This window comes from Roseixanthobacter psychrophilus (assembly GCF_043195195.1).
In the GTDB taxonomy this organism is placed as follows: Bacteria; Pseudomonadota; Alphaproteobacteria; order Rhizobiales; family Xanthobacteraceae; genus NCEH01.
In genome coordinates, this window is the sequence record NZ_JBAFWT010000007.1 from 114,661 (window position 1) to 132,963 (window position 18,303).

15 protein-coding genes and 1 tRNA gene are annotated in these 18,303 nt (G+C 65.5%); 13 read left to right on the plus strand and 3 right to left on the minus strand.

The genetic code is table 11. The annotated features are described in order from the left end of the window. Positions 1-64: 64 nt before the first annotated feature. Together V5F77_RS09590 and V5F77_RS09595 are read left to right on the plus strand one after the other, a co-directional pair. A complete protein-coding gene (locus V5F77_RS09590; protein WP_429005118.1) occupies positions 65-3,583 on the plus strand; it encodes a YhdP family protein in 3,519 nt (1,172 codons plus the stop codon). 148 nt (positions 3,584-3,731) lie between these two features. Further along, complete coding sequence (locus tag V5F77_RS09595; protein WP_429005119.1) at positions 3,732-4,136, plus strand: PRC-barrel domain-containing protein; 405 nt, start codon at positions 3,732-3,734, stop codon at positions 4,134-4,136. A 63-nt stretch (positions 4,137-4,199) separates the two neighbouring features. Here V5F77_RS09595 and tyrS read toward each other — a convergent pair whose 3' ends face one another. Further along, positions 4,200-5,444, minus strand: coding sequence for a tyrosine--tRNA ligase (tyrS, locus tag V5F77_RS09600; RefSeq protein WP_429005120.1), 1,245 nt, complete (start codon positions 5,442-5,444; stop codon positions 4,200-4,202). A gap of 91 nt (positions 5,445-5,535) precedes the next feature. Between tyrS and V5F77_RS09605 the strand changes: the two genes are divergently transcribed. Then, the gene (locus tag V5F77_RS09605) at positions 5,536-6,648 is read left to right on the plus strand and encodes an anhydro-N-acetylmuramic acid kinase (protein ID WP_429005121.1); all 1,113 of its coding nucleotides are present in this window, start codon (positions 5,536-5,538) and stop codon (positions 6,646-6,648) included. A 258-nt stretch (positions 6,649-6,906) separates the two neighbouring features. On the opposite strand, the gene V5F77_RS09610 is transcribed toward V5F77_RS09605, so the two are convergent. Next, positions 6,907-7,569 carry an alpha/beta hydrolase gene (locus tag V5F77_RS09610; RefSeq protein WP_429005122.1) on the minus strand — a complete coding sequence of 221 codons (663 nt, stop codon included), beginning with the start codon at positions 7,567-7,569 and terminating at the stop codon, positions 6,907-6,909. A 342-nt stretch (positions 7,570-7,911) separates the two neighbouring features. Between V5F77_RS09610 and V5F77_RS09615 the strand changes: the two genes are divergently transcribed. From V5F77_RS09615 to V5F77_RS09645, 7 genes are all read left to right on the plus strand, one after another. Beyond that, the gene (locus tag V5F77_RS09615) at positions 7,912-9,099 is read left to right on the plus strand and encodes a cysteine desulfurase family protein (RefSeq protein WP_429005123.1); all 1,188 of its coding nucleotides are present in this window, start codon (positions 7,912-7,914) and stop codon (positions 9,097-9,099) included. A gap of 166 nt (positions 9,100-9,265) precedes the next feature. Next, the gene (gene sufB / locus V5F77_RS09620; RefSeq protein ID WP_429005124.1) at positions 9,266-10,735 is read left to right on the plus strand and encodes a Fe-S cluster assembly protein SufB; all 1,470 of its coding nucleotides are present in this window, start codon (positions 9,266-9,268) and stop codon (positions 10,733-10,735) included. Positions 10,736-10,878: 143 nt separating this feature from the next. Further along, entirely contained in the window at positions 10,879-11,634 is a 756-nt protein-coding gene (gene sufC / locus V5F77_RS09625; RefSeq protein ID WP_429005125.1) for a Fe-S cluster assembly ATPase SufC, read from the plus strand. 10 nt (positions 11,635-11,644) lie between these two features. Beyond that, positions 11,645-12,985: a Fe-S cluster assembly protein SufD gene (gene sufD, locus V5F77_RS09630; protein ID WP_429005126.1), complete on the plus strand. Its 1,341-nt coding sequence runs from the start codon at positions 11,645-11,647 to the stop codon at positions 12,983-12,985. A gap of 137 nt (positions 12,986-13,122) precedes the next feature. Beyond that, positions 13,123-14,370 (plus strand): cysteine desulfurase, encoded by a 1,248-nt coding sequence (locus V5F77_RS09635; RefSeq protein ID WP_429005127.1) that lies wholly within the window; start codon positions 13,123-13,125, stop codon positions 14,368-14,370. Beyond that, complete coding sequence (locus tag V5F77_RS09640) at positions 14,367-14,741, plus strand: SUF system Fe-S cluster assembly protein (protein WP_429005128.1); 375 nt, start codon at positions 14,367-14,369, stop codon at positions 14,739-14,741. Before V5F77_RS09635 ends, V5F77_RS09640 begins: the two co-directional genes overlap by 4 nt. A gap of 8 nt (positions 14,742-14,749) precedes the next feature. Beyond that, positions 14,750-15,187 carry a VOC family protein gene (locus V5F77_RS09645; RefSeq protein ID WP_429005129.1) on the plus strand — a complete coding sequence of 146 codons (438 nt, stop codon included), beginning with the start codon at positions 14,750-14,752 and terminating at the stop codon, positions 15,185-15,187. 124 nt (positions 15,188-15,311) lie between these two features. Here V5F77_RS09645 and V5F77_RS09650 read toward each other — a convergent pair whose 3' ends face one another. Continuing rightward, positions 15,312-16,271 carry a formate/nitrite transporter family protein gene (locus V5F77_RS09650; protein WP_429005130.1) on the minus strand — a complete coding sequence of 320 codons (960 nt, stop codon included), beginning with the start codon at positions 16,269-16,271 and terminating at the stop codon, positions 15,312-15,314. A gap of 165 nt (positions 16,272-16,436) precedes the next feature. Here V5F77_RS09650 and V5F77_RS09655 point away from each other — a divergent pair, with 165 nt between their 5' ends. The 3 genes from V5F77_RS09655 (at position 16,437) to V5F77_RS09665 (ending at position 18,243) form a co-directional block, all read left to right on the plus strand. Then, positions 16,437-16,823 (plus strand): HesB/IscA family protein, encoded by a 387-nt coding sequence (locus tag V5F77_RS09655; RefSeq protein WP_429005131.1) that lies wholly within the window; start codon positions 16,437-16,439, stop codon positions 16,821-16,823. 79 nt (positions 16,824-16,902) lie between these two features. Further along, positions 16,903-16,987, plus strand: a tRNA-Leu gene (locus tag V5F77_RS09660). A gap of 233 nt (positions 16,988-17,220) precedes the next feature. Continuing rightward, positions 17,221-18,243: a zinc-binding alcohol dehydrogenase family protein gene (locus V5F77_RS09665; RefSeq protein ID WP_429005132.1), complete on the plus strand. Its 1,023-nt coding sequence runs from the start codon at positions 17,221-17,223 to the stop codon at positions 18,241-18,243. The last annotated feature ends 60 nt before the right edge of the window (positions 18,244-18,303 follow it).

The following is an 18,303-nucleotide window of genomic DNA, read 5'->3' on the forward strand; positions in this document are numbered from 1 at the left end:
ACATTCTGGCGCCGCACCATGCCGGCGCGGGGGCGCTTTGAGGCACGCGGAGGGTTGCGAAGGGATGAGCGATAACGCAAGGCAGCCGAAGCCGGGCGAGCGGCACGCCCGGCGTTCGCGCCTGCAAGGCATTGCCGGCGCGCTCGTGCCCCGCAGCCGCCTCGCGCGCCTGGCCATGTGGCTGCTCGTGGGCGTGTTCGCCATCGGCGGCCTCGCGGCGCTCGCTCTGTATGGGTTGATCTCGCAGGGCATCGTTACCGCGAACATTGCCACGCCCTATATCGAGCGCGCCATAGAGGATCGCCTCGGACCGAATTACAAGGTGAAGATCGGCTCGACCACGATGGAAACCGTCGCGGAGGGGAGCACGGTCGTTATCGTCCACGACATCCGCGTGACCGGACCCGACGGCGAACTCGTCGCCGGGGCGCCGAGCGCCGAGGTCGAATTGGAAGGCAGCCTGCTGACACTGTCGCCGCGGGCACGTCGGATCGACCTCATCGGCGCGGAAATGACCGTGAAGATCGCCGCCTCGGGTTCGGTCGCCGTGGCGACGGGCAAGGGGGCCAAGGCGATCACCACCACGCCGAGCGGCGATCCCCTGGTGCCGCCGGTACCGGGCACGAGTTCGGCGAGCCCCGCCAATGCGCCAGCAACAACGCCGACTGCGCCCGCCGGCTCCGTGCGCGAGCGCGCGTCGGATCCGCTGCTGCTGAGGGGGTTGGCCCAATGGCTCGATCAATTGGAGCGTGGCGGCCTTGACGGCGCGGCGCTCCAGGACGTCGGCCTCAAGGACGGCACCCTCACGGTGCTGAACGAGGCGAGCGGCCGCAAAGTATCGTTCGACGACATCTCGATCCGCCTTGCGCGGCCGCCCTCCGGCGGCGCGGTGCTGACCTTCACCGTCAAGAGCCCGCACAGCACTGCGACCCTGATCGCCACCATCGGCCCGGTGAACAATCGCGAGCGCTCGGTGATGCTGGACGTGAAGGATGTCTCGACGCGCGATCTGGTCCAGGCTTTCAGCCAGGATTGGCGGCGCTTCTACATGGACATGCCGCTTTCCGCGACGTTCAGCGCCCGCTTGGCCTCGGACGGAAACGTGCGGGCTGCGAACGGCCGCGTGATGCTCGGGGCCGGGGAGATCGGCAACGGCGAGGACACGTCCGAACGTTTCGTGCTGGACGGTGCCGAACTCGCCGTGACCCTCGACCCGCAACGGCGGGTGGTGGTCATCGATACGCTGGCGGCGAGCAAGAATGCCAACAAGGTCGCCCTGCAGGGCGAGGTGACCGTCCCGGCCTCGGCGGAGCAGGACTGGCCCTACGTGCTGCGTCAGCAGAATGTCATTTTCGCCGGGCCGGAGATGCCCGATCCCCCGCTGGCGCTGACCACGGCCGACGTGGGCGGGCGCTATACGCCGTCCAGCAAGCAATTGCTGTTCGAGCGCGGCGCGCTCTCCAGCGCCGCCGGGGGCCTCACCTTCACCGGTATGGTGGATTTTGGCATCGACGTGCCGGCGATCAAGCTCAATGCCGTGGGCTCGCCCATGCCCTCCACCACGGTGCGGCGCTTCTGGCCGGTGTCCATCGCCCCGCCGGCCCGCACCTTTGTGCTGGAAAACGTGACCGGCGGAACGGTGGATGGCTCCACCATCGTCGTCAACATGCCGCTCGATCTGATCGGCCAGAAGGAAATTCCGCTGCCCGATGATGCCGTGCATCTGGAGATGAACGGCAGTGGTTTTTCGATCCAGGCGCTCAAGGGCTTGCCGCCGATCCGCGATGCGAAGCTCAATGTCCTGGTCACCGGCCGCACGGTCCGCGTGAACCTGCCCGAGGGCACCGTGGTCACGCCCGGCAATCGCAAGCTCGCCATGAGCGACGGCGTGTTCTTCATGCCAGATTATTTCCCCCGCGAGCCGCGCAGCCAGATCCGGGTGAAGATCGACGGGCCGGCCGACGCCGGCATCGAAGTGCTCGGCATGGATGCGCTGAAGGGACCGGCCGGCACCGCCTATGATCCCGCCACCACGCGCGGTCGCCTCTCGGCCGTGGTGCAGATCAACATTCATTTCCGCAAGGTCGCTGATCCCGCCGACACCGATTATTCGGTCGAGGCGACATTGACCGATTTCGGTTTGGACGATGTATTCGCCGGCCAACGCATGGAAGGGGCTACCGTTTCCGTGTTTGCGACGCCGGCCGGCATCCTGCTGCGCGGCGACGGCAAGCTTGCGGGGGCGCCCGCCACCTTCGAGTATGAGAAGAAGAAGGATCAGGCGGACGCCGACCTGCGCGTCAATGCCACCCTGGATGATTCCGCCCGCAGCAAGATCGGCATCGGGCTTACCGCGGTGTCCGGGCCGGTGCTGCTGAAGCTCGTCGGCACGACCAACAACAAGGAAACCAAGGCCAATATCGAGCTGGACCTCACGGCGGCGCGGATCTCGGATCTGATCCCAGGCCTGTCGAAGCCGGCCGGCCGGCCGCTGAAGGCCCGCTTCTCCACCGTCGACACCGGCTCGCGGATCAAGATCAACGAATTGGTGCTCGACGGGTCCGGAGCGCTGATCAAGGGGTCACTGGAACTCGCCGACAATGGCGACTTGAACGCCGCCAATTTCCCGACCTTCCAGCTCAGCGACGGCGACAAGGCGAGCCTGAAGGCCGACCGCTCGGGCGACGTGCTGCGGGTCCGCATCACCGGCGACGTGGTGGATGCGCGCGGCATCATGAAGAGCCTCATCGGCAGTCCGGCAGCGCCGAAGGATCCCAAGACCGGAAGGTCGCCTCGCAACCAGGATGTGGACGTGGAGGCGAAGATTGGCGCGCTGACCGGCAACAACGGCGAGGTTCTGCGCCAGATGGACCTCACCGTGAGCCGGCGGGGCGTCGAGCTGCGCAACTTCTCCATGAGCGCCAAGATCGGGCGGGAGGGCAATCTTGCGGGCGAGATCCGCAACACCGATGCCGGCCGCAGGGCTTTGTTCCTGCGCACCTCGGACGCCGGCGCGGTGCTGCGCTTCCTGGAGATCTATCCCAAGATCGAGGGCGGCGACATGTGGGTGGTGGTGGACCCGCCGCGCGGCGACAGCACGCCCCAGGAAGGCACCCTCAATATTCGCGATTTCGTGGTGCGCGGCGAGCCCGGGCTGGAAAGCCTGAGCGCGGCGGCCCGCGATTCCAGCGGCCGCCAGGAGCCGGGCACGGCCGTGTTCCAGAAGGCGCAGGCCAAGTTCATTCGGACGCCCGGCAGCGTCACCATCCGCGAAGGCGCGATCTGGGGGCCGGTGGCCGGTGTCACGGTAGACGGCACCATCGATTTTGCCGCCGAGCGCCTTTCCATGCGCGGCACCTATGTGCCCGCCTACGGGCTCAACAATCTGTTCAGCAAGGTGCCGGTCATCGGCATGCTGCTGGGCGGTGGGCCGAACGAAGGTCTGGTGGGCGTGACCTTCGAGGTCACAGGTCCCATGAGCGGGCCGACCCTGCGGGTGAACCCGCTGTCCGCGGTGGCGCCGGGCTTCCTGCGCAAGATGTTCGAATTCCGCGATTCCAGCGATACGCCTCCGGTGCGGTGACACGGGGTAAAAATTGCTAAACGAAGGCGTGAACCTCTCGACGTGTAAGTGATTTTGGTTCTGTCGTGCCAAGCCTCAGTTGCTCGGGTGGGAACTTATTGTGCAGGTTGGCGTTCCTGTTGTGCAATTCGATGCAGGAGCAATAATAATGCGCAAAACCCTAATCGCCCTGACCGCTATTTCCATGATCGCAGCCCCTATCGGATCTGTCATGGCGCAGAATGCTGTCGCCGTTCAATCCGACACCTTCGTCACCGCGAAGCCGACCGATGTTCTCAGCTATAATTTGATCGGGCTGAACGTCGTCAACGGCCAGAACGAGACGGTCGACGAGATCAAGGATCTGATGCTGTCGCAGGGCGATCTGGCCGGCTACATCATCTCGGTCGGCGGCTTCCTGGGAATGGGCGAGCGCTATGTGGTCGTGCGGCCCAGTGCCGTGAAGATCGCCTATTCCGAGAAAGATAAGAAGTGGTCGGCGATGATGAACACCACGAAGGACCAGCTCAAGGGCGCGCCCGAGTTCAAGTATGACGGTCGCTGGAAGCGCTGATCGCCTCACCAGTCATGAAAAAGGCCCCCGGGAGGGGGCCTTTTTTGTTGGGTGGGCGCAAACTTACACCGGCCGCAAAAGCACGTGCTTCTTCTTGCCCAGGGATAGCTTGATGACGCCTTCCGCGGTGAGGTCCGCATCGGTCAGGATCAGCTTCTCGTCGGTCACGATGGCATCGTTGACCTTGAGTCCGCCGCCCTTGATCTGCCGGCGGGCTTCACTGGTGGAGGCCACCAAGGAAGCTGAGACAAAAGCCGTATTGGCGGCAAGACCCGTCTTCAACTGATCGGCCGGCACCTCGATGGTGGGCAGGTTCATGGCCAGCGCGCCATCCTCGAAGGTGCTGCGGGCGGTGGCCTTGGCTTCCTCCGCGCGGTCCCGGCCATGGAGCAGGGCCGTCGCCTCGGTGGCGAGCACCTCCTTGGCGAAATTGATCTCTTGCCCCTCAAGCGCGCCGAGGCGGGCGATCTCGTCCAGCGGCAGCTCGGTGAACAGCTTGAGGAAGCGGACCACATCCGCGTCCCCGCTGTTGCGCCAATATTGCCAATATTCGTAAGGGCTCAGCAGGTCCGCATCGAGCCACACCGCGCCACCTGCGGTCTTGCCCATCTTGGCGCCGGAGGAGGTGGTCAGCAGCGGCGTCGTCAGCGCGAACAGATCGGCGCCGTGCATCCGGCGGCCAAGCTCCATGCCATTGACGATATTGCCCCATTGATCCGAACCGCCCATCTGCAAAATGCAGCCGTGGCGCTTGTTCAGCTCCACGAAATCATAGGCTTGCAGGATCATGTAATTGAATTCGAGGAAGGTCAGCGGCTGCTCGCGCTCCAGCCGCAGCTTCACCGAATCGAAGGTCAGCATGCGGTTGATGGTGAAATGCGGCCCGACTTCGCGCAGCAGCGGGATGTATTTCAGCTCGTCGAGCCAAACCGCATTGTTCTCCATCTTCGCGCCGGCGGAAAAATCCAGGAAGCGTTCGAACACCTTGCGGATCGAGTCGATATTGGCGTCGATCTGCGCGTCGGTCAGCATCTTGCGGGCTTCGTCCTTGCCGGAAGGGTCGCCGATCTTGGTGGTGCCGCCGCCCATGAGCGCGATGGGCTTATGCCCGGTGCGCTGGAGCGTGCGCAGCATCATGATGGAGAGCAGATGCCCGGCATGCAGGGAAGAGGCGGTCGCGTCGAAGCCGATATAGGCGGTGATCGGCCCTTCGCACGCCTTGGCGTCCAGGCGCTCGGCATCGGAACACTGGTGGATATAGCCGCGCTCTTCGAGAGTGCGCAGGAAATCGGAGCGAAAGGCAGTCATTGAGGTCCGCACAGGAGGCTTTGGAAAGGCGGCTGGTGTAACAGGTCTGACGCGCGAATGCATCGGGGGGAAGCGCATGGGGGGAAAGCGCATGCGAGCTTTGGGCCTGATGAGCGGCACGTCGATGGACGGGATCGATGCCGCCTTGATCGAGACCGATGGGGACCGCGTGTTCTGGCTCGGCCCTTCGGCGACCTATCCCTATGCACCGGACATGCGCGTCCTGCTGGAACAGGCCATGGCCGACGCGCGGGGCGTCAATTCGCGCGAGGCACGTCCGGGTGTGCTTGCCGAGGCCGAGGCGCGGATCACCGCCCTACATGGGCAAGCGGTGCGCGCGCTGCTCGACCAGATGCGCCTTGCGCCTGGCGATCTGGATGTGGTGGGCTTTCATGGCCAGACCCTGCTGCACCGCCCACACGCCCGCCTGACCTTGCAGATCGGCCTCGGCGAAAGGCTGGCGCAGGATCTTGGCGTCACGGTGGTGGCCGATTTCCGCGCGGCGGATGTTGCGGCCGGCGGGCAGGGGGCGCCCCTGGTGCCGGTGTTCCACAAGGCCCTGGTGCGCGCCCTCGATCTTGCCGGCCCGGTGGCGGTGCTGAACATCGGCGGGGTGGCGAACGTCACGATCATCGATGGCGATGCCGATCCCATCGCCTGCGATACCGGCCCCGGCAATGCGCTGCTGGACGATTTCGTCTTCGCCCGCACGGGCATTCCGTTTGATGCGGATGGGGCGCTGGCGCGGACGGGGGAGGTGGACGAAGCGGGCGTCGCGCGGGTGCTGAGCCATCCCTTCTTCGCCGCGCCGCCACCGAAGTCTCTGGATCGGAACGAATTTCGGGCCTTCATCGCGGAGCGGCTGGCCCTTGCGTCCTACGCGACCGAGGATGGTGCGGCAACTCTGGCCGCGATCACGGCGGCATCGGTGGCCGCCATCGTGCCCTTGCTCCCGGCGCGGCCACGCCTTTGGATTGTCGGCGGCGGCGGTGCGCGCAACCCCACCCTTCTTGCCATGCTCGGAGCGCGGCTCGGGGTTCCGGTAATGCCGGCAGAAGCGGTGGGCTGGTCCGCCGATGCGCTGGAGGCGCACGCGTTCGGGTTTCTGGCGGTGCGGGCGCTGCGGGGATTGCCGCTGACATTTCCCTCCACGACGGGCGTGCCTGCGCCTTTGACAGGGGGCGTCGTGTTTTCGCCCCGATAGGGGAGGCGCGCGACACGCCCCTCTCCCAGAGGACACACCTCTCCCCCAGGGGGAGCGAGTGGGGGAGGCGCGAGACCCACCTCTCCCCTTGGGGGGAGAGGTCGCCCGCTCGCGGGCGGGTGAGGGGGCTGGGCCTTTCTGAAACGATACAAGCCCCGCCGATAGGGCTCCATGGCCCCACCCCAGCCCTCTCCCCGCGAGGGAGAGGGAGCGAGGGGTCCGCGGGGGGGCCAGTCTCAACGTGGGGCTTGAAAACCCTCAGGCGGCGCTGGTGGTGCGGGCGCCGGGGAGGCGCTTGTCCAGATAGGTGCCGACAACGCTCATCAGTTCGTCGGTCTTGCCGTCGAAGAAGTGGTTGGCGCCGGGCACGATCTGCTGCTCGATCACGATGCCCTTCTGGGTCTTCAGCTTTTCCACCAGGGTCGCGACCGCGGTGGTCGGCACCACCGCATCCTTGTCGCCATGGACGAACAGGCCGGAGGAGGGGCAGGGCGCCAGGAAGGAGAAGTCGAACAGGTTCGCGGGCGCGGCGATGGAGATGAAGCCCTCCACCTCGGGCCGGCGCATCAGGAGCTGCATGCCGATCCAGGCGCCGAAGGAGACGCCGGCGATCCAGCAGGCGCGGGCATCCGGGTTCACCGATTGCGCCCAATCGAGCGCGGCGGCGGCGTCGGACAATTCACCCGGGCCGTGATCGAACGAGCCCTGGCTGCGCCCGACACCCCGGAAATTGAAGCGCAGGACCGAAAAGCCCCGGTTCACGAACTGATAATAGAGGTTGTACACGACCGGATTGTTCATCGTGCCGCCGAACTGGGGGTGCGGATGAAGAATGATCGCGATGGGAGAGTTTCGGGTCTTTGCGGGCTGATAGCGACCCTCAAGCCGCCCCTTCTCGCCGGTGAAGATGACTTCTGGCATGGACGTCCGCGACCTCTCGGCGGGCAGCAGCAAAGGCGGGGCAGTTGCTTTTCGGCCGGGCCGAAACACGAACGTGCCCAAAGACGTCTTCGCGAGGACGTCTTGACTTGGCCTCGACGGCGCCCTATCTATTTAGAATAATTCTAATTTATCTCTTCCGGCCGCGCGGTGACAACAACGCTGCGGGGCAGAGACGGATGAAGTCTGACATATGGATGATGTCATGCCCAATTGCAAGCTTTCGGTCCGGGGTGCGCGCATCGGCGGCGCGATCGGTCGGCGGCTGGCGGCGTGTGCGCATTCACAGGCGGTGTCGGGGCAGGGGCGAGCGGGGGCGTTGACATGAGCGCCGGTGCGCAGCCTCGGGTATTCCTGGATCACAATGCCACATCGCCCCTGCGCCCGCAGGCGCGCGCGGCGATGATCGATGCGCTGGACCGGGGCGGCAATGCCTCGTCCATCCATGCGGACGGGCGCGCGGCGCGTCAGCGCGTGGAGCAGGCCCGCATGGAGATCGCCGCGCTCACCGCCGCCGATCCGCGCGGCATCGTGTTCACGTCCGGCGCCAGCGAAGCCAATGCGCTGGGGCTGTCCCCGGAGTTGGACATCCAAGGCCGCCGCGTCACCTGCGACGTGCTGCTGGCGGGGGCGGGCGAACATCCCTCGGTACTGAGCGGCCACCGCTTCGGCCCGGACCAGGTGGAGCTTTTGCCCCTCGCTGCCGACGGGCGGCTTGATCTGGAGGCCCTGGACGCCGCCCTCGCTCGCCATGCCGCGGCGGGACGGCGGGCGCTGGTCTCCGTCATGCTGGCCAATAATGAGACCGGCATCCTCCAGCCCGTGGCGGAAGCCTCGGCGCGCGCGCGGGCGCATGGGGCGGTGGTTCATTGTGACGCGGTCCAGGGCGCCGGGCGCGTGCCCATCGATGTGGCGCGCCTTGGCGTCGACTTCCTCACCGTGTCGTCCCACAAGATGGGCGGCCCTCAAGGCGCTGGCGCGCTTGTCGCCGGACATGGGGACACTATGGTGCGCCATCCGCTGATCGGCGGCGGCGGCCAGGAGCGCGGCCGGCGCGCGGGCACGGAGAATGTGGCCGCGCTCGCCGGCTTTGGCGCTGCGGCGCGGGCGGCCGGTGCGGATCTGTCGGCCGAGGGGCCGAGGCTCGCCGGCCTGCGGGATCGCCTGGAAGCGGGACTTTTGACCCTGGCGCCGGATGCGATCATTCTCGGGGTGGGCGTGGAGCGCCTCGCCAACACGTCCTGCGTCATATTTCCGGGGATTCGCGCCGAAACCCTGGTGATTGCCCTCGATCTTGCCCATCTATCGGTAAGTGCGGGTTCCGCCTGCTCGTCCGGCAAGGTCGGTGCCTCTCATGTGCTCCGGGCCATGGGGCTTGCGGAAGATCAGGCGCGCGGAGCGATCCGCCTGTCGCTCGGGTGGTCGAGCACGGACGAAGATATCGATGCGGCGCTGGCGGCCATCGGCCACGCGGTCCCGCGTCTCAGGAACCGCCCAGAACGGGCGGCTTAGAGCAATTCCAGAAAAAGTTTCTCGACTTTTTAGATCTGGAAATGCTCCAAGCACAGCGTGGCGGGAACAGGGTGGCGGCCGTCTTTACGACAGGGCCTTGCGCCACCCCCTCGCCGAAGGACTTGACCCGCGGGCCTTGACCCCGCGCGGGAGAGGAGACGAGAAGATGCCTGCAGTTCAGGAGACGGTTGATCTCGCCCGATCGATCGATGTGGACCAGTACAAATACGGGTTCGTCACCGATATCGAGAGCGAGAAGGCCCCAAAGGGCCTGAGCGAAGATACCGTCCGCTATATCTCGGCCAAGAAGAACGAGCCGGAATGGATGCTGGAATGGCGTCTTGACGCCTATCGGCGCTGGCTGACCATGGAGGAGCCCACCTGGGCCCGGGTCAGCTATCCCAAGATCGATTTCCAGGATTATTATTATTATTCGCAGCCCAAGCCGAAGCTGCAATCCCTGGACGAGGTGGATCCCGAGATCCTCGCCACCTATGACAAGCTCGGCATTCCGCTGCGCGAGCGCGAGGCGCTGCTGGGCGTGGAAAGCTCCGCCCCGCGCATCGCCGTGGATGCGGTGTTCGACAGCGTGTCGGTGGCCACCACCTTCAAGGCGGAACTGGCCAAGTCCGGCGTGATCTTCTGCTCGATCTCGGAAGCCATCCGCGAGCATCCCGAGCTGGTGAAGCAATATCTCGGCTCGGTGGTCCCGGTGTCGGACAATTTCTACGCCACGCTGAACACCGCCGTGTTCTCCGACGGCTCGTTCGTCTACATCCCCAAGGGCGTGCGCTGCCCCATGGAATTGTCCACCTATTTCCGCATCAATGAGCGCAACACCGGGCAGTTCGAGCGCACCCTCATCATCGCCGATGAAGGCGCCTATGTGAGCTATCTGGAAGGCTGCACCGCCCCGCAGCGCGACGAGAACCAGCTTCATGCCGCCGTGGTCGAGCTGGTGGCGCTGAAGGATGCCGAGATCAAATATTCCACCGTCCAGAACTGGTATCCCGGCGACAAGGACGGCAAGGGCGGCATCTATAATTTCGTCACCAAGCGCGGCGATTGCCGGGGCGACAATTCCAAGATCTCCTGGACTCAGGTGGAGACCGGCTCGGCCATCACCTGGAAATATCCAAGCTGCATCCTGCGCGGCGACAACAGCCAGGGCGAATTCTATTCCATCGCCATTTCCAACGGCTACCAGCAGGTGGACAGCGGCACGAAGATGATCCACCTCGGCAAGAACACGTCGAGCCGCATCATCTCCAAGGGTATCGCCGCCGGCCATTCGGAGAACACCTATCGCGGGCAGGTGACGGCCCATCGCCGGGCCACCAATTCGCGCAATTTCACGAACTGCGACTCCCTGCTGATCGGCAACAAATGCGGGGCGCATACCGTGCCCTACATCGAGGCCAAGAATTCCAGCGCGGTGTTCGAGCACGAGGCCACCACCTCGAAGATCTCCGAGGATCAGATGTTCTACTGCCTCCAGCGGGGTCTCTCGCAGGAGGAAGCGGTGGCGCTGATCGTCAACGGCTTCGTGAAGGACGTGCTCCAGCAGCTTCCCATGGAGTTCGCCGTGGAGGCGCAGAAGCTCATCTCCGTGAGCCTCGAAGGCTCGGTGGGCTGACGCCAGCCCGAGAACCCGCCGGTCGCCGTGCCCCGGATGCGGGGCATGGCCTGCCTGAACCGAACTGTCCCGGCGCCTTTCCGCGCGAGGCTCGTGAGCCGTCCCGGAAACCGGTCGCCGCATTATGATGAACGGAAACGATCATGGCTTTGCTCGAAATCAAGAATCTGCACGCCCGCATCGACGACAACGAGATCCTCAGGGGCCTCGATCTGAAGGTGAATGCCGGCGAGGTGCACGCCATCATGGGCCCCAACGGCTCCGGCAAGTCCACTCTGTCCTATGTCCTCGCCGGCAAGCCGGATTATGAGGTCACCGCCGGCGAAGCGCTGCTGGACGGGCTGGACCTGCTGGACATGGCGCCGGAAGAGCGGGCCTCCGCCGGCCTGTTCCTGGCGTTCCAGTATCCGATCGAGATCCCCGGCGTCGCCACCATGACCTTTCTGCGCACCGCGCTGAACGCACAGCGCAAGGCGCGCGGGGAACAGGAGCTCTCCACCCCCGAATTCCTGCGCCTGGTGAAGGAGAAGGCCGGCTTCCTCGGCATCAGCCAGGACATGCTCCGGCGCGGGGTGAACGTGGGCTTCTCCGGCGGCGAGAAGAAGCGCAACGAAATCCTCCAGATGACCTTGCTCCAGCCGAAGGTCTGCATCCTGGACGAGACCGATTCCGGCCTCGACATCGATGCGCTGAAGGTGGTCTCCGAGGGCGTGAACGCTTTGCGCTCCCCCGAGCGCGGCATGGTGGTCATCACCCATTACCAGCGCCTGCTGGATCATATCGTGCCGGACGTGGTGCATGTGATGCACAAGGGCCGCATCGTGCGGACCGGCGGCAAGGAGCTGGCGCACGAGCTGGAGGCCTCCGGCTACGCGGGCTACGGCCAGGACGCGGCGTGAGGATCGGATCATGACCATCCACAACCAGCCGGTCCGAACGACGGCCGAAGACAAATTGCGCACCACCCTGGACGCGCGCCTGGCGCAGGACGCTTTGCCGGGCCCGCTCGCCACCCGCATCGGCGAAGTGCGCGCGGCGGCGCTTGCCGCCTTCTGCGAGAACGGCCTGCCGCACCGCCGGGTGGAAGAGTGGAAATACACGGACCTGCGGGCCCTGATGCGGGACGCGTTCGCGCCCATCACGACGCTCGGCGATAGCGCGGCGGCGGAAGGCCATTTGCGGGCGGTTTCGTTCGCGGGTGCGCGGCGCATCGTGTTCGTGAACGGTGTGCTGGCGCGCCAGCATTCCGACCTTCTCGGCCTGGAGCCCGGCCTTTCGGTCATGCCGCTTTCCAGTGCCATCGCCAAGGGGCAGGGGGCGGTGGAGAAGCTCGGCACATTGGCGCCGCAGCGCTATGACGGCGCGCTGGCGCTCAACACCGCCTTCCTCGGCGAGGGGCTGGTGATTCACGTGGCCGACGGCGCCAGGATCGAGCGGCCGCTGCATATCGCCCATGTGTTCACGCTGGACGATCCCGCTGCCACCTATTCCCGCACCTTGCTGGATGTGGGCGCCGGCGCCAGCATCACCCTGGTCGAGAGCTTCCAGGGGCGCGACGGCGTGCCCTATCAGCAGAACGATGCCATCGAGGTGTTCGCCGGCGACGACAGCCATCTGGATTACATCCGCCTCCAGGAAGAGGGCGACACGGCGCTTCACCTCGGCACCTTCATGGCCGATATCGGCCGGGACGCGAAGTTCCACACCTTCGGGCTCACCTCGGGCGCGCAGGTTTCGCGGCTGAGCGTCTATGGTCGCTTTTCCGGCACCGGCTCGCAGGCGGGTCTGCGCGGCGTGACCTTGTTGAAAAGCCGCCAGCATGCCGACGTGACCTTGCTGCTGGATCATGCGGTGGCCCATTGCGAAAGCCGCGAATTGTTCAAGACCGTGCTGGCGGACGAGAGCCACGGCGTGTTCCAGGGCAAGATCGTGGTTCGCCCCGACGCGCAGAAGACCGACGGCCGCATGATGAGCCAGGCGCTTCTGCTCGGTGAAACCGCCGAGATGGACAACAAGCCGGAGCTTGAGATCTTCGCCGACGACGTGCAGTGCGGCCACGGCGCGACGGCGGGCGACCTCAACGAGGATCTGCTGTTCTATCTCAAGGCGCGCGGCATTCCGGCGAAAGAAGCCGAGGCGATGCTGATCCAGGCGTTCGTGGGCGAGGCGCTGGAGTTCGTGGAAAATGACGATCTGCGCGACGGCCTGATCGCCCGCGCCGAGGCTTGGCTGAAGAAACGGGCGGGGTGAGCGGAGCGCGCCCTTGACCCCAATCGTCATGGCCGGGCTTGACCCGGCCATCCTGGGTCGCCTGGCGGCACCTCGGTGGAGGGAGATCCCCGGGTCACGCCCGGGGATGACGGTCTCTAAAGCGACGGACCTTTTTCATGACTGAGACCCATCCCGCAGTGGCCAACGGCAGCTATGATGTCGAGAAGGTGCGCGCCGATTTTCGCGCCCTGTCGATGGAGGTGAACGGCCATCCCTTGTCCTACCTGGACAACGCCGCCTCGGCCCAGAAGCCGGTGCAGGTGCTGGACCGGATGCGCCATGCCTATGAGTTCGAATATTCCAACGTCCATCGCGGGCTGCATTATCTCGCCAATGCGGCGACGGAAGCCTATGAGGCGGCGCGCGAGACCATCCGCGCCTTCTTCAACGCCGCCAGCATTGATGAAATCATCTTCACCCGGTCCGGCACGGGGTCGCTGAACACGGTGGCCAGCTCGCTCGGCCAGTCGATCCAGGCCGGAGACGAGATCGTGCTCTCCATCATGGAGCACCATTCCAACATCGTGCCCTGGCATTTCCTGCGCGAGCGCAAGGGCGCGGTAATCAAATGGGCGCCGGTGCGCGAGGACGGCTCGTTCGATTTCGAGGCGTTCGAACAGCTTCTGACGCCGCGCACCAAGATCGTCGCCATCACCCAGATGTCCAACGTGCTCGGCACGGTGACGCCCATCAAGGAGATCGCCCGCGCGGCCCATTCGGTGGGCGCGAAAGTGGTGGTGGACGGCTGCCAGAGCGCGGTCCACATGCCGGTGGATGTGCGCGACCTCGACGTCGATTTCTTCGCCGTCACCGGCCACAAGCTCTATGGGCCGACCGGCATCGGCATCCTTTACGGCAAGCTCGATCTGCTCTCCCAGATGCCGCCTTACGAGGGCGGCGGCGAGATGATCAAGGAAGTGAGCGAGGATCGCGTGACCTACGCCACCCCGCCGCACCGCTTCGAGGCCGGAACCCCGCCCATCGTCCAGGCCATCGGCCTCGGCGCGGCGCTGGACTATATGACCTCGCTCGGCCGCGAGCGGATCGAAGCGCACGAGCGCGACCTTTCCGCCTATGCCCACGATGTGCTCGGCGCCATGAACAGCCTGCGGATCATCGGCACGGCGGCGGGCAAGGGCGCGATCATCTCGTTCGAAATGAAAAATGCCCATCCCCATGACGTTGCGACCGTGCTGGATCGGTATGGAGTTGCCGTGCGCGCAGGAACCCATTGCGCTCAGCCGCTGATGGCCCGATATGACACCACGGCCACTTGCAGGGCATCGCTCGCCCTCTACAACACGCGCGCCGACGTGGACCGCCTTGCGGCGGCCTTGCTGAAGGCGCAGGATTTGTTCGCATGACGGAAACGGCGCTCAACGACTCCCCCAATACCCCGGAAATCAAATCGACGATTCCCGAGGCGGAATTGGCGCGTCTCACCGACGACATCGTCGCGGCCATGAAGACCGTCTATGATCCCGAGATCCCGGTCGACATCTACGAGCTGGGGCTGATCTATAAGGTGGACATCGCCGACGATCGGTCGGTCGCGGTCGAGATGACGCTGACCACCCCCAATTGCCCCTCGGCGGCCGAGCTGCCGGGCATGGTGGAAAACGCCGTGAACACAGTGGAGGGCATCGGCGGCGTGACGGTGGAAATCACCTTCGATCCCCCGTGGGACCAGGGCCGCATGTCGGAAGAGGCCCGCGCCACGCTCAATCTGTGGTGAGTGGGAAAGTGAGCGGGCAGGGGGGCGAACACGTCTCGCCGCCGCTCGGGCCGGTGCTGGAAACCGGCCTCTATGTCGAGGATCTGGAGCGCGCCGCCGCCTTTTACGAGGGCGTGCTCGGGCTCGCGCCCATGCTCGGCGATCCGCGTTTCCGGGCCTATCCCCTCGGCGGTACGGTGCTGCTGCTGTTCAAGCGCGGCGCGGCCGACCAAACCTTGACCCTGCCGGGCGGCACCATCCCGCCCCATGATGCGAGTGGGCGCGCCCATGTGGCCCTCGCCATCCCCGCCGAGGCGCTGGAGCCCTGGCGCACCCATCTCGCGCGCCATGCCATCCCCATCGAGGGCGAGATGGCCTGGCCCAAGGGCGGCGTGAGCCTCTATTTCCGCGATCCGGACGGCACCCTTCTGGAACTTGCGACCCCCGGCCTCTGGCCGAATTATTGAGGGCCGCGGGGGCGGCGGGGCGCGCACGCTTTGGCGTCGGCGCTTGCGTAGAACTTCGTCGGAAATTCGAAATTCGGGGCCGAAAATTCAGGGAAGAACACATGTTCTGCGCTGTTCTTCTTCCTTAAGCCCTTGTTTCACGTGAAACATTTTTTGCAGGTTCGGCCTTTTTGGGAGGTCCTGAGCGCTTTTTCCCGGGCGCCTCGCCGGCCGCCTTGGCGTCTGTCTCCTCGCCGTCCTCCTTCATTTCGTCCTTCACCTGCCCATAGGCCAGCAAGGCGAATAAGGCGGAGCCGCCGATCACATTGCCGATCAGCAGCGGCAGCATGAAGCCGACGAGCGCCGTTCCGGGCCCCAGTTCGCCGCGCGCAACGAGATAGAAGATCTCCACCGATCCCGACACCACGTGGGAGAGCTGGAGCAGCGAAATCAGCCCCGTGAGCGCAACGATGATGATGACGCGGGAATGCTCCGCGCTCGGCAGCAGCCAGGCCACGGTGGCGATCAGCCAGCCGGCGACGATGCCGCGGATCAAAGCATCGGTGGGGGTGAGGGCCGCCAATTCCTTCGACAGCGAGAGAATGGCCGCATCGATTTCAGGCGGCAGGATGAGGCGAGTGGCGAGCAGGGCGGCGAACAGGGCCGTGCCCGCCATATTGGCTGCGAACACCACCCCCCAGATGCGGGCAAGCGCGACGAACGCCTTGCGCGACGGCTCGGCCAGCACCGGCAGGACGGCGGTGAGGGTGATTTCGGTGAAGAGCTGGTAACGCCCGAGAATGACGATCAGAAAGCCCAGGGAATAGCCGACGCTTTCGATGATGGCGCGCCAGGGCGCATCCGGCAGATGGGCGTGCAGGGCCGCTTCCGCGACCACCGAGAAGCCGATGGAAAGGCCCGCGGCCAGCCCCGACCACCACAGGCTCGGCACCGGCCGGCGCAGTTCGTCCAGGCCCTCGCGGCGGATCACCTCATAAACCGCGAGGGGGCGCAGGTTGAGATGCTCCTCGACCTGGGCATTCTCCTCGGCGGAAAGATCGTTCGAAGCCTCATCCTCGATCGTAGGGGCGTCGTCGGTTTTCATGCTTCAGCTCCGCCATTGCCAAGCTGAACGCGCGGGACCGGTTTCGGTTGCATGGCCCGCCGCGCCGGCCCGCGCGGGTGGCACTTGCCGTGGCGGCCGGGCTACCCCATTTTAGGTGGGCCTATCCGCCGGCCTTGAACCGGCGCGGTTCGGAGTTTTGAGACTATGGCCGCCCTTCGCCCCCGCCCGCCCGTCATGCGCATCACGGATGCCGCCGCCGAACGCATCCGCCAGATCATGGCGCGCATGGAGCCTCCTGTCGAAGCCGTGCGTGTTGGGATCAAGAACGGCGGCTGCGCCGGCATGTCCTACACCCTCGATTATGCGCAGGAGATTTCTCCGCGCGACGAAGTGGTGGAGGACAAGGGCGTGAAGGTGATCGTCGATCCCAAAGCGATCCTGTTCCTGCTCGGCACCGAGATGGATTTCAAGGCGGACAAGATGTCGGCCCAGTTCGTCTTCAACAATCCGAATCAGACCTCGTCCTGCGGATGCGGCGAATCCGTCGCCATCACCCCCGCTCCGGCCGAGGAACTGGAAGGCCGCGCCTGATCCGCGCATCGGTTGTGGCTTTGGCGGCTGTCCCCTTTCCTTGTACCTCTCGGCACACTAAGGTCGCCCGCTCGTGTGGGCGGACGTGGCGGAACAGGTAGACGCACGAGACTTAAAATCTTGCGCCGAAAGGCGTGCGGGTTCGAGTCCCGCCGTCCGCACCAGATGATCCCTGTGCTGACTCATCGAGCCGGGGAGAGACCCCTCTCCCGTGAAATTCCTGCCGGTCACATCAATTTTTGCTCACCGTGCCAGCGCGCGGTAGCGGGATTATGCAATCCCGCCAGCGTCGAGCCGGGATGCGGTATCCTTTTTGATACTATGGGCGGTTTATGTGCGTTCTTGCGCCTGGGGGTGGTGCTCAGCATCTTAGCGCCGAATGGAATTGGAGACTCCCATGCGTGCCGTCGGCTATCAGGCCTCGCTGCCCATCGATGATGTGGCGGCGCTCTCAGACATCGAATTGCCCCGCCCCGAGGCGAGCGGCCGAGATCTTCTGGTTCAGGTCAAGGCGGTCTCGGTGAACCCGGTGGACACCAAGGTGCGCCGCCGCGCCGCCGCCGAGGCCGGGTCCTGGAAGGTGCTCGGCTGGGATGCGGCGGGCGTCGTGATCGAGGCCGGGCCGCAGGTCACTTTGTTCAAACCCGGTGACGAAGTGTTCTATGCCGGTGCGCTGGGTCGGCAGGGCACCGACGCTGAATTCCACCTGGTGGACGAACGGCTGGTCGGCGCGAAACCGCGCACTCTTGGCTGGGCCCAGGCCGCAGCCCTGCCGCTCACCGCCGTGACCGCCTGGGAAACATTGTTCGACCGACTGGACGTCCGGCGCGCGGTGCCCGGCGCCGCACCGGCGATCCTGATCATCGGCGGCGCGGGCGGGGTCGGCTCGATCACGATCCAGCTCGCCCGCAAGCTTACGGACCTCACGGTCATCGCCACCGCGTCGCGCGCGGAAACGCGGCAATGGGTGGAAGGGCTCGGCGCCCATCATGTGATCGACCATTCCAAGCCGTTGGCCGCACAGGTGGAGGCGCTGGGCCTAGGCGCGCCCGCCTTTGTCTTCTCCACCACCAACACCGATGATCATCTGGCGCAGATCGCCGAACTGATCGCGCCGCAGGGGCGGTTCGCGCTGATCGACGATCCCGCGGTGCTGGATGTGATTGGCTTCAAGCGCAAGAGCGTGTCGGTGCATTGGGAGTTGATGTTCACCCGCTCGATGTTCGAGACGGCCGACATGCAGATGCAGCACGATCTGCTGATGGAGGTGAGCCGGCTGGTGGATGCCGGAGAGATCCGCACCACGCTTGCGGAATCCTACGGCACAATCAATGCCGCCAACCTGCGCCGTGCGCACCGGCTGATCGAAAGCGGGCGAGCGCTCGGCAAGATCGTCCTGGAAGGCTTCGACGCCGCATAATCCCGTGGGATGCGGGACGGGCCGGATTTCGGCCCGCCTTCCCAGAGCGGTTCATCGTTT

Bases quoted from the DNA above. Each gene is read 5' to 3' on its own strand.
- sufC (WP_429005125.1), top strand. From the start codon at position 10,879: ATGGCTTTGCTCGAAATCAAGAATCTGCACGCCCGCATCGACGACAAC.
- V5F77_RS09610 (WP_429005122.1), bottom strand. From the start codon at position 7,569: ATGCCAGAAGTCATCTTCACCGGCGAGAAGGGGCGGCTTGAGGGTCGC.
- V5F77_RS09615 (WP_429005123.1), top strand. From the start codon at position 7,912: ATGAGCGCCGGTGCGCAGCCTCGGGTATTCCTGGATCACAATGCCACA.
- V5F77_RS09640 (WP_429005128.1), top strand. From the start codon at position 14,367: ATGACGGAAACGGCGCTCAACGACTCCCCCAATACCCCGGAAATCAAA.
- V5F77_RS09605 (WP_429005121.1), top strand. From the start codon at position 5,536: ATGCGAGCTTTGGGCCTGATGAGCGGCACGTCGATGGACGGGATCGAT.
- sufD (WP_429005126.1), top strand. From the start codon at position 11,645: ATGACCATCCACAACCAGCCGGTCCGAACGACGGCCGAAGACAAATTG.
- V5F77_RS09590 (WP_429005118.1), top strand. From the start codon at position 65: ATGAGCGATAACGCAAGGCAGCCGAAGCCGGGCGAGCGGCACGCCCGG.
- sufB (WP_429005124.1), top strand. From the start codon at position 9,266: ATGCCTGCAGTTCAGGAGACGGTTGATCTCGCCCGATCGATCGATGTG.
- V5F77_RS09655 (WP_429005131.1), top strand. From the start codon at position 16,437: ATGGCCGCCCTTCGCCCCCGCCCGCCCGTCATGCGCATCACGGATGCC.
- tyrS (WP_429005120.1), bottom strand. From the start codon at position 5,444: ATGACTGCCTTTCGCTCCGATTTCCTGCGCACTCTCGAAGAGCGCGGC.
- V5F77_RS09650 (WP_429005130.1), bottom strand. From the start codon at position 16,271: ATGAAAACCGACGACGCCCCTACGATCGAGGATGAGGCTTCGAACGAT.
- V5F77_RS09595 (WP_429005119.1), top strand. From the start codon at position 3,732: ATGCGCAAAACCCTAATCGCCCTGACCGCTATTTCCATGATCGCAGCC.
- V5F77_RS09665 (WP_429005132.1), top strand. From the start codon at position 17,221: ATGCGTGCCGTCGGCTATCAGGCCTCGCTGCCCATCGATGATGTGGCG.
- V5F77_RS09635 (WP_429005127.1), top strand. From the start codon at position 13,123: ATGACTGAGACCCATCCCGCAGTGGCCAACGGCAGCTATGATGTCGAG.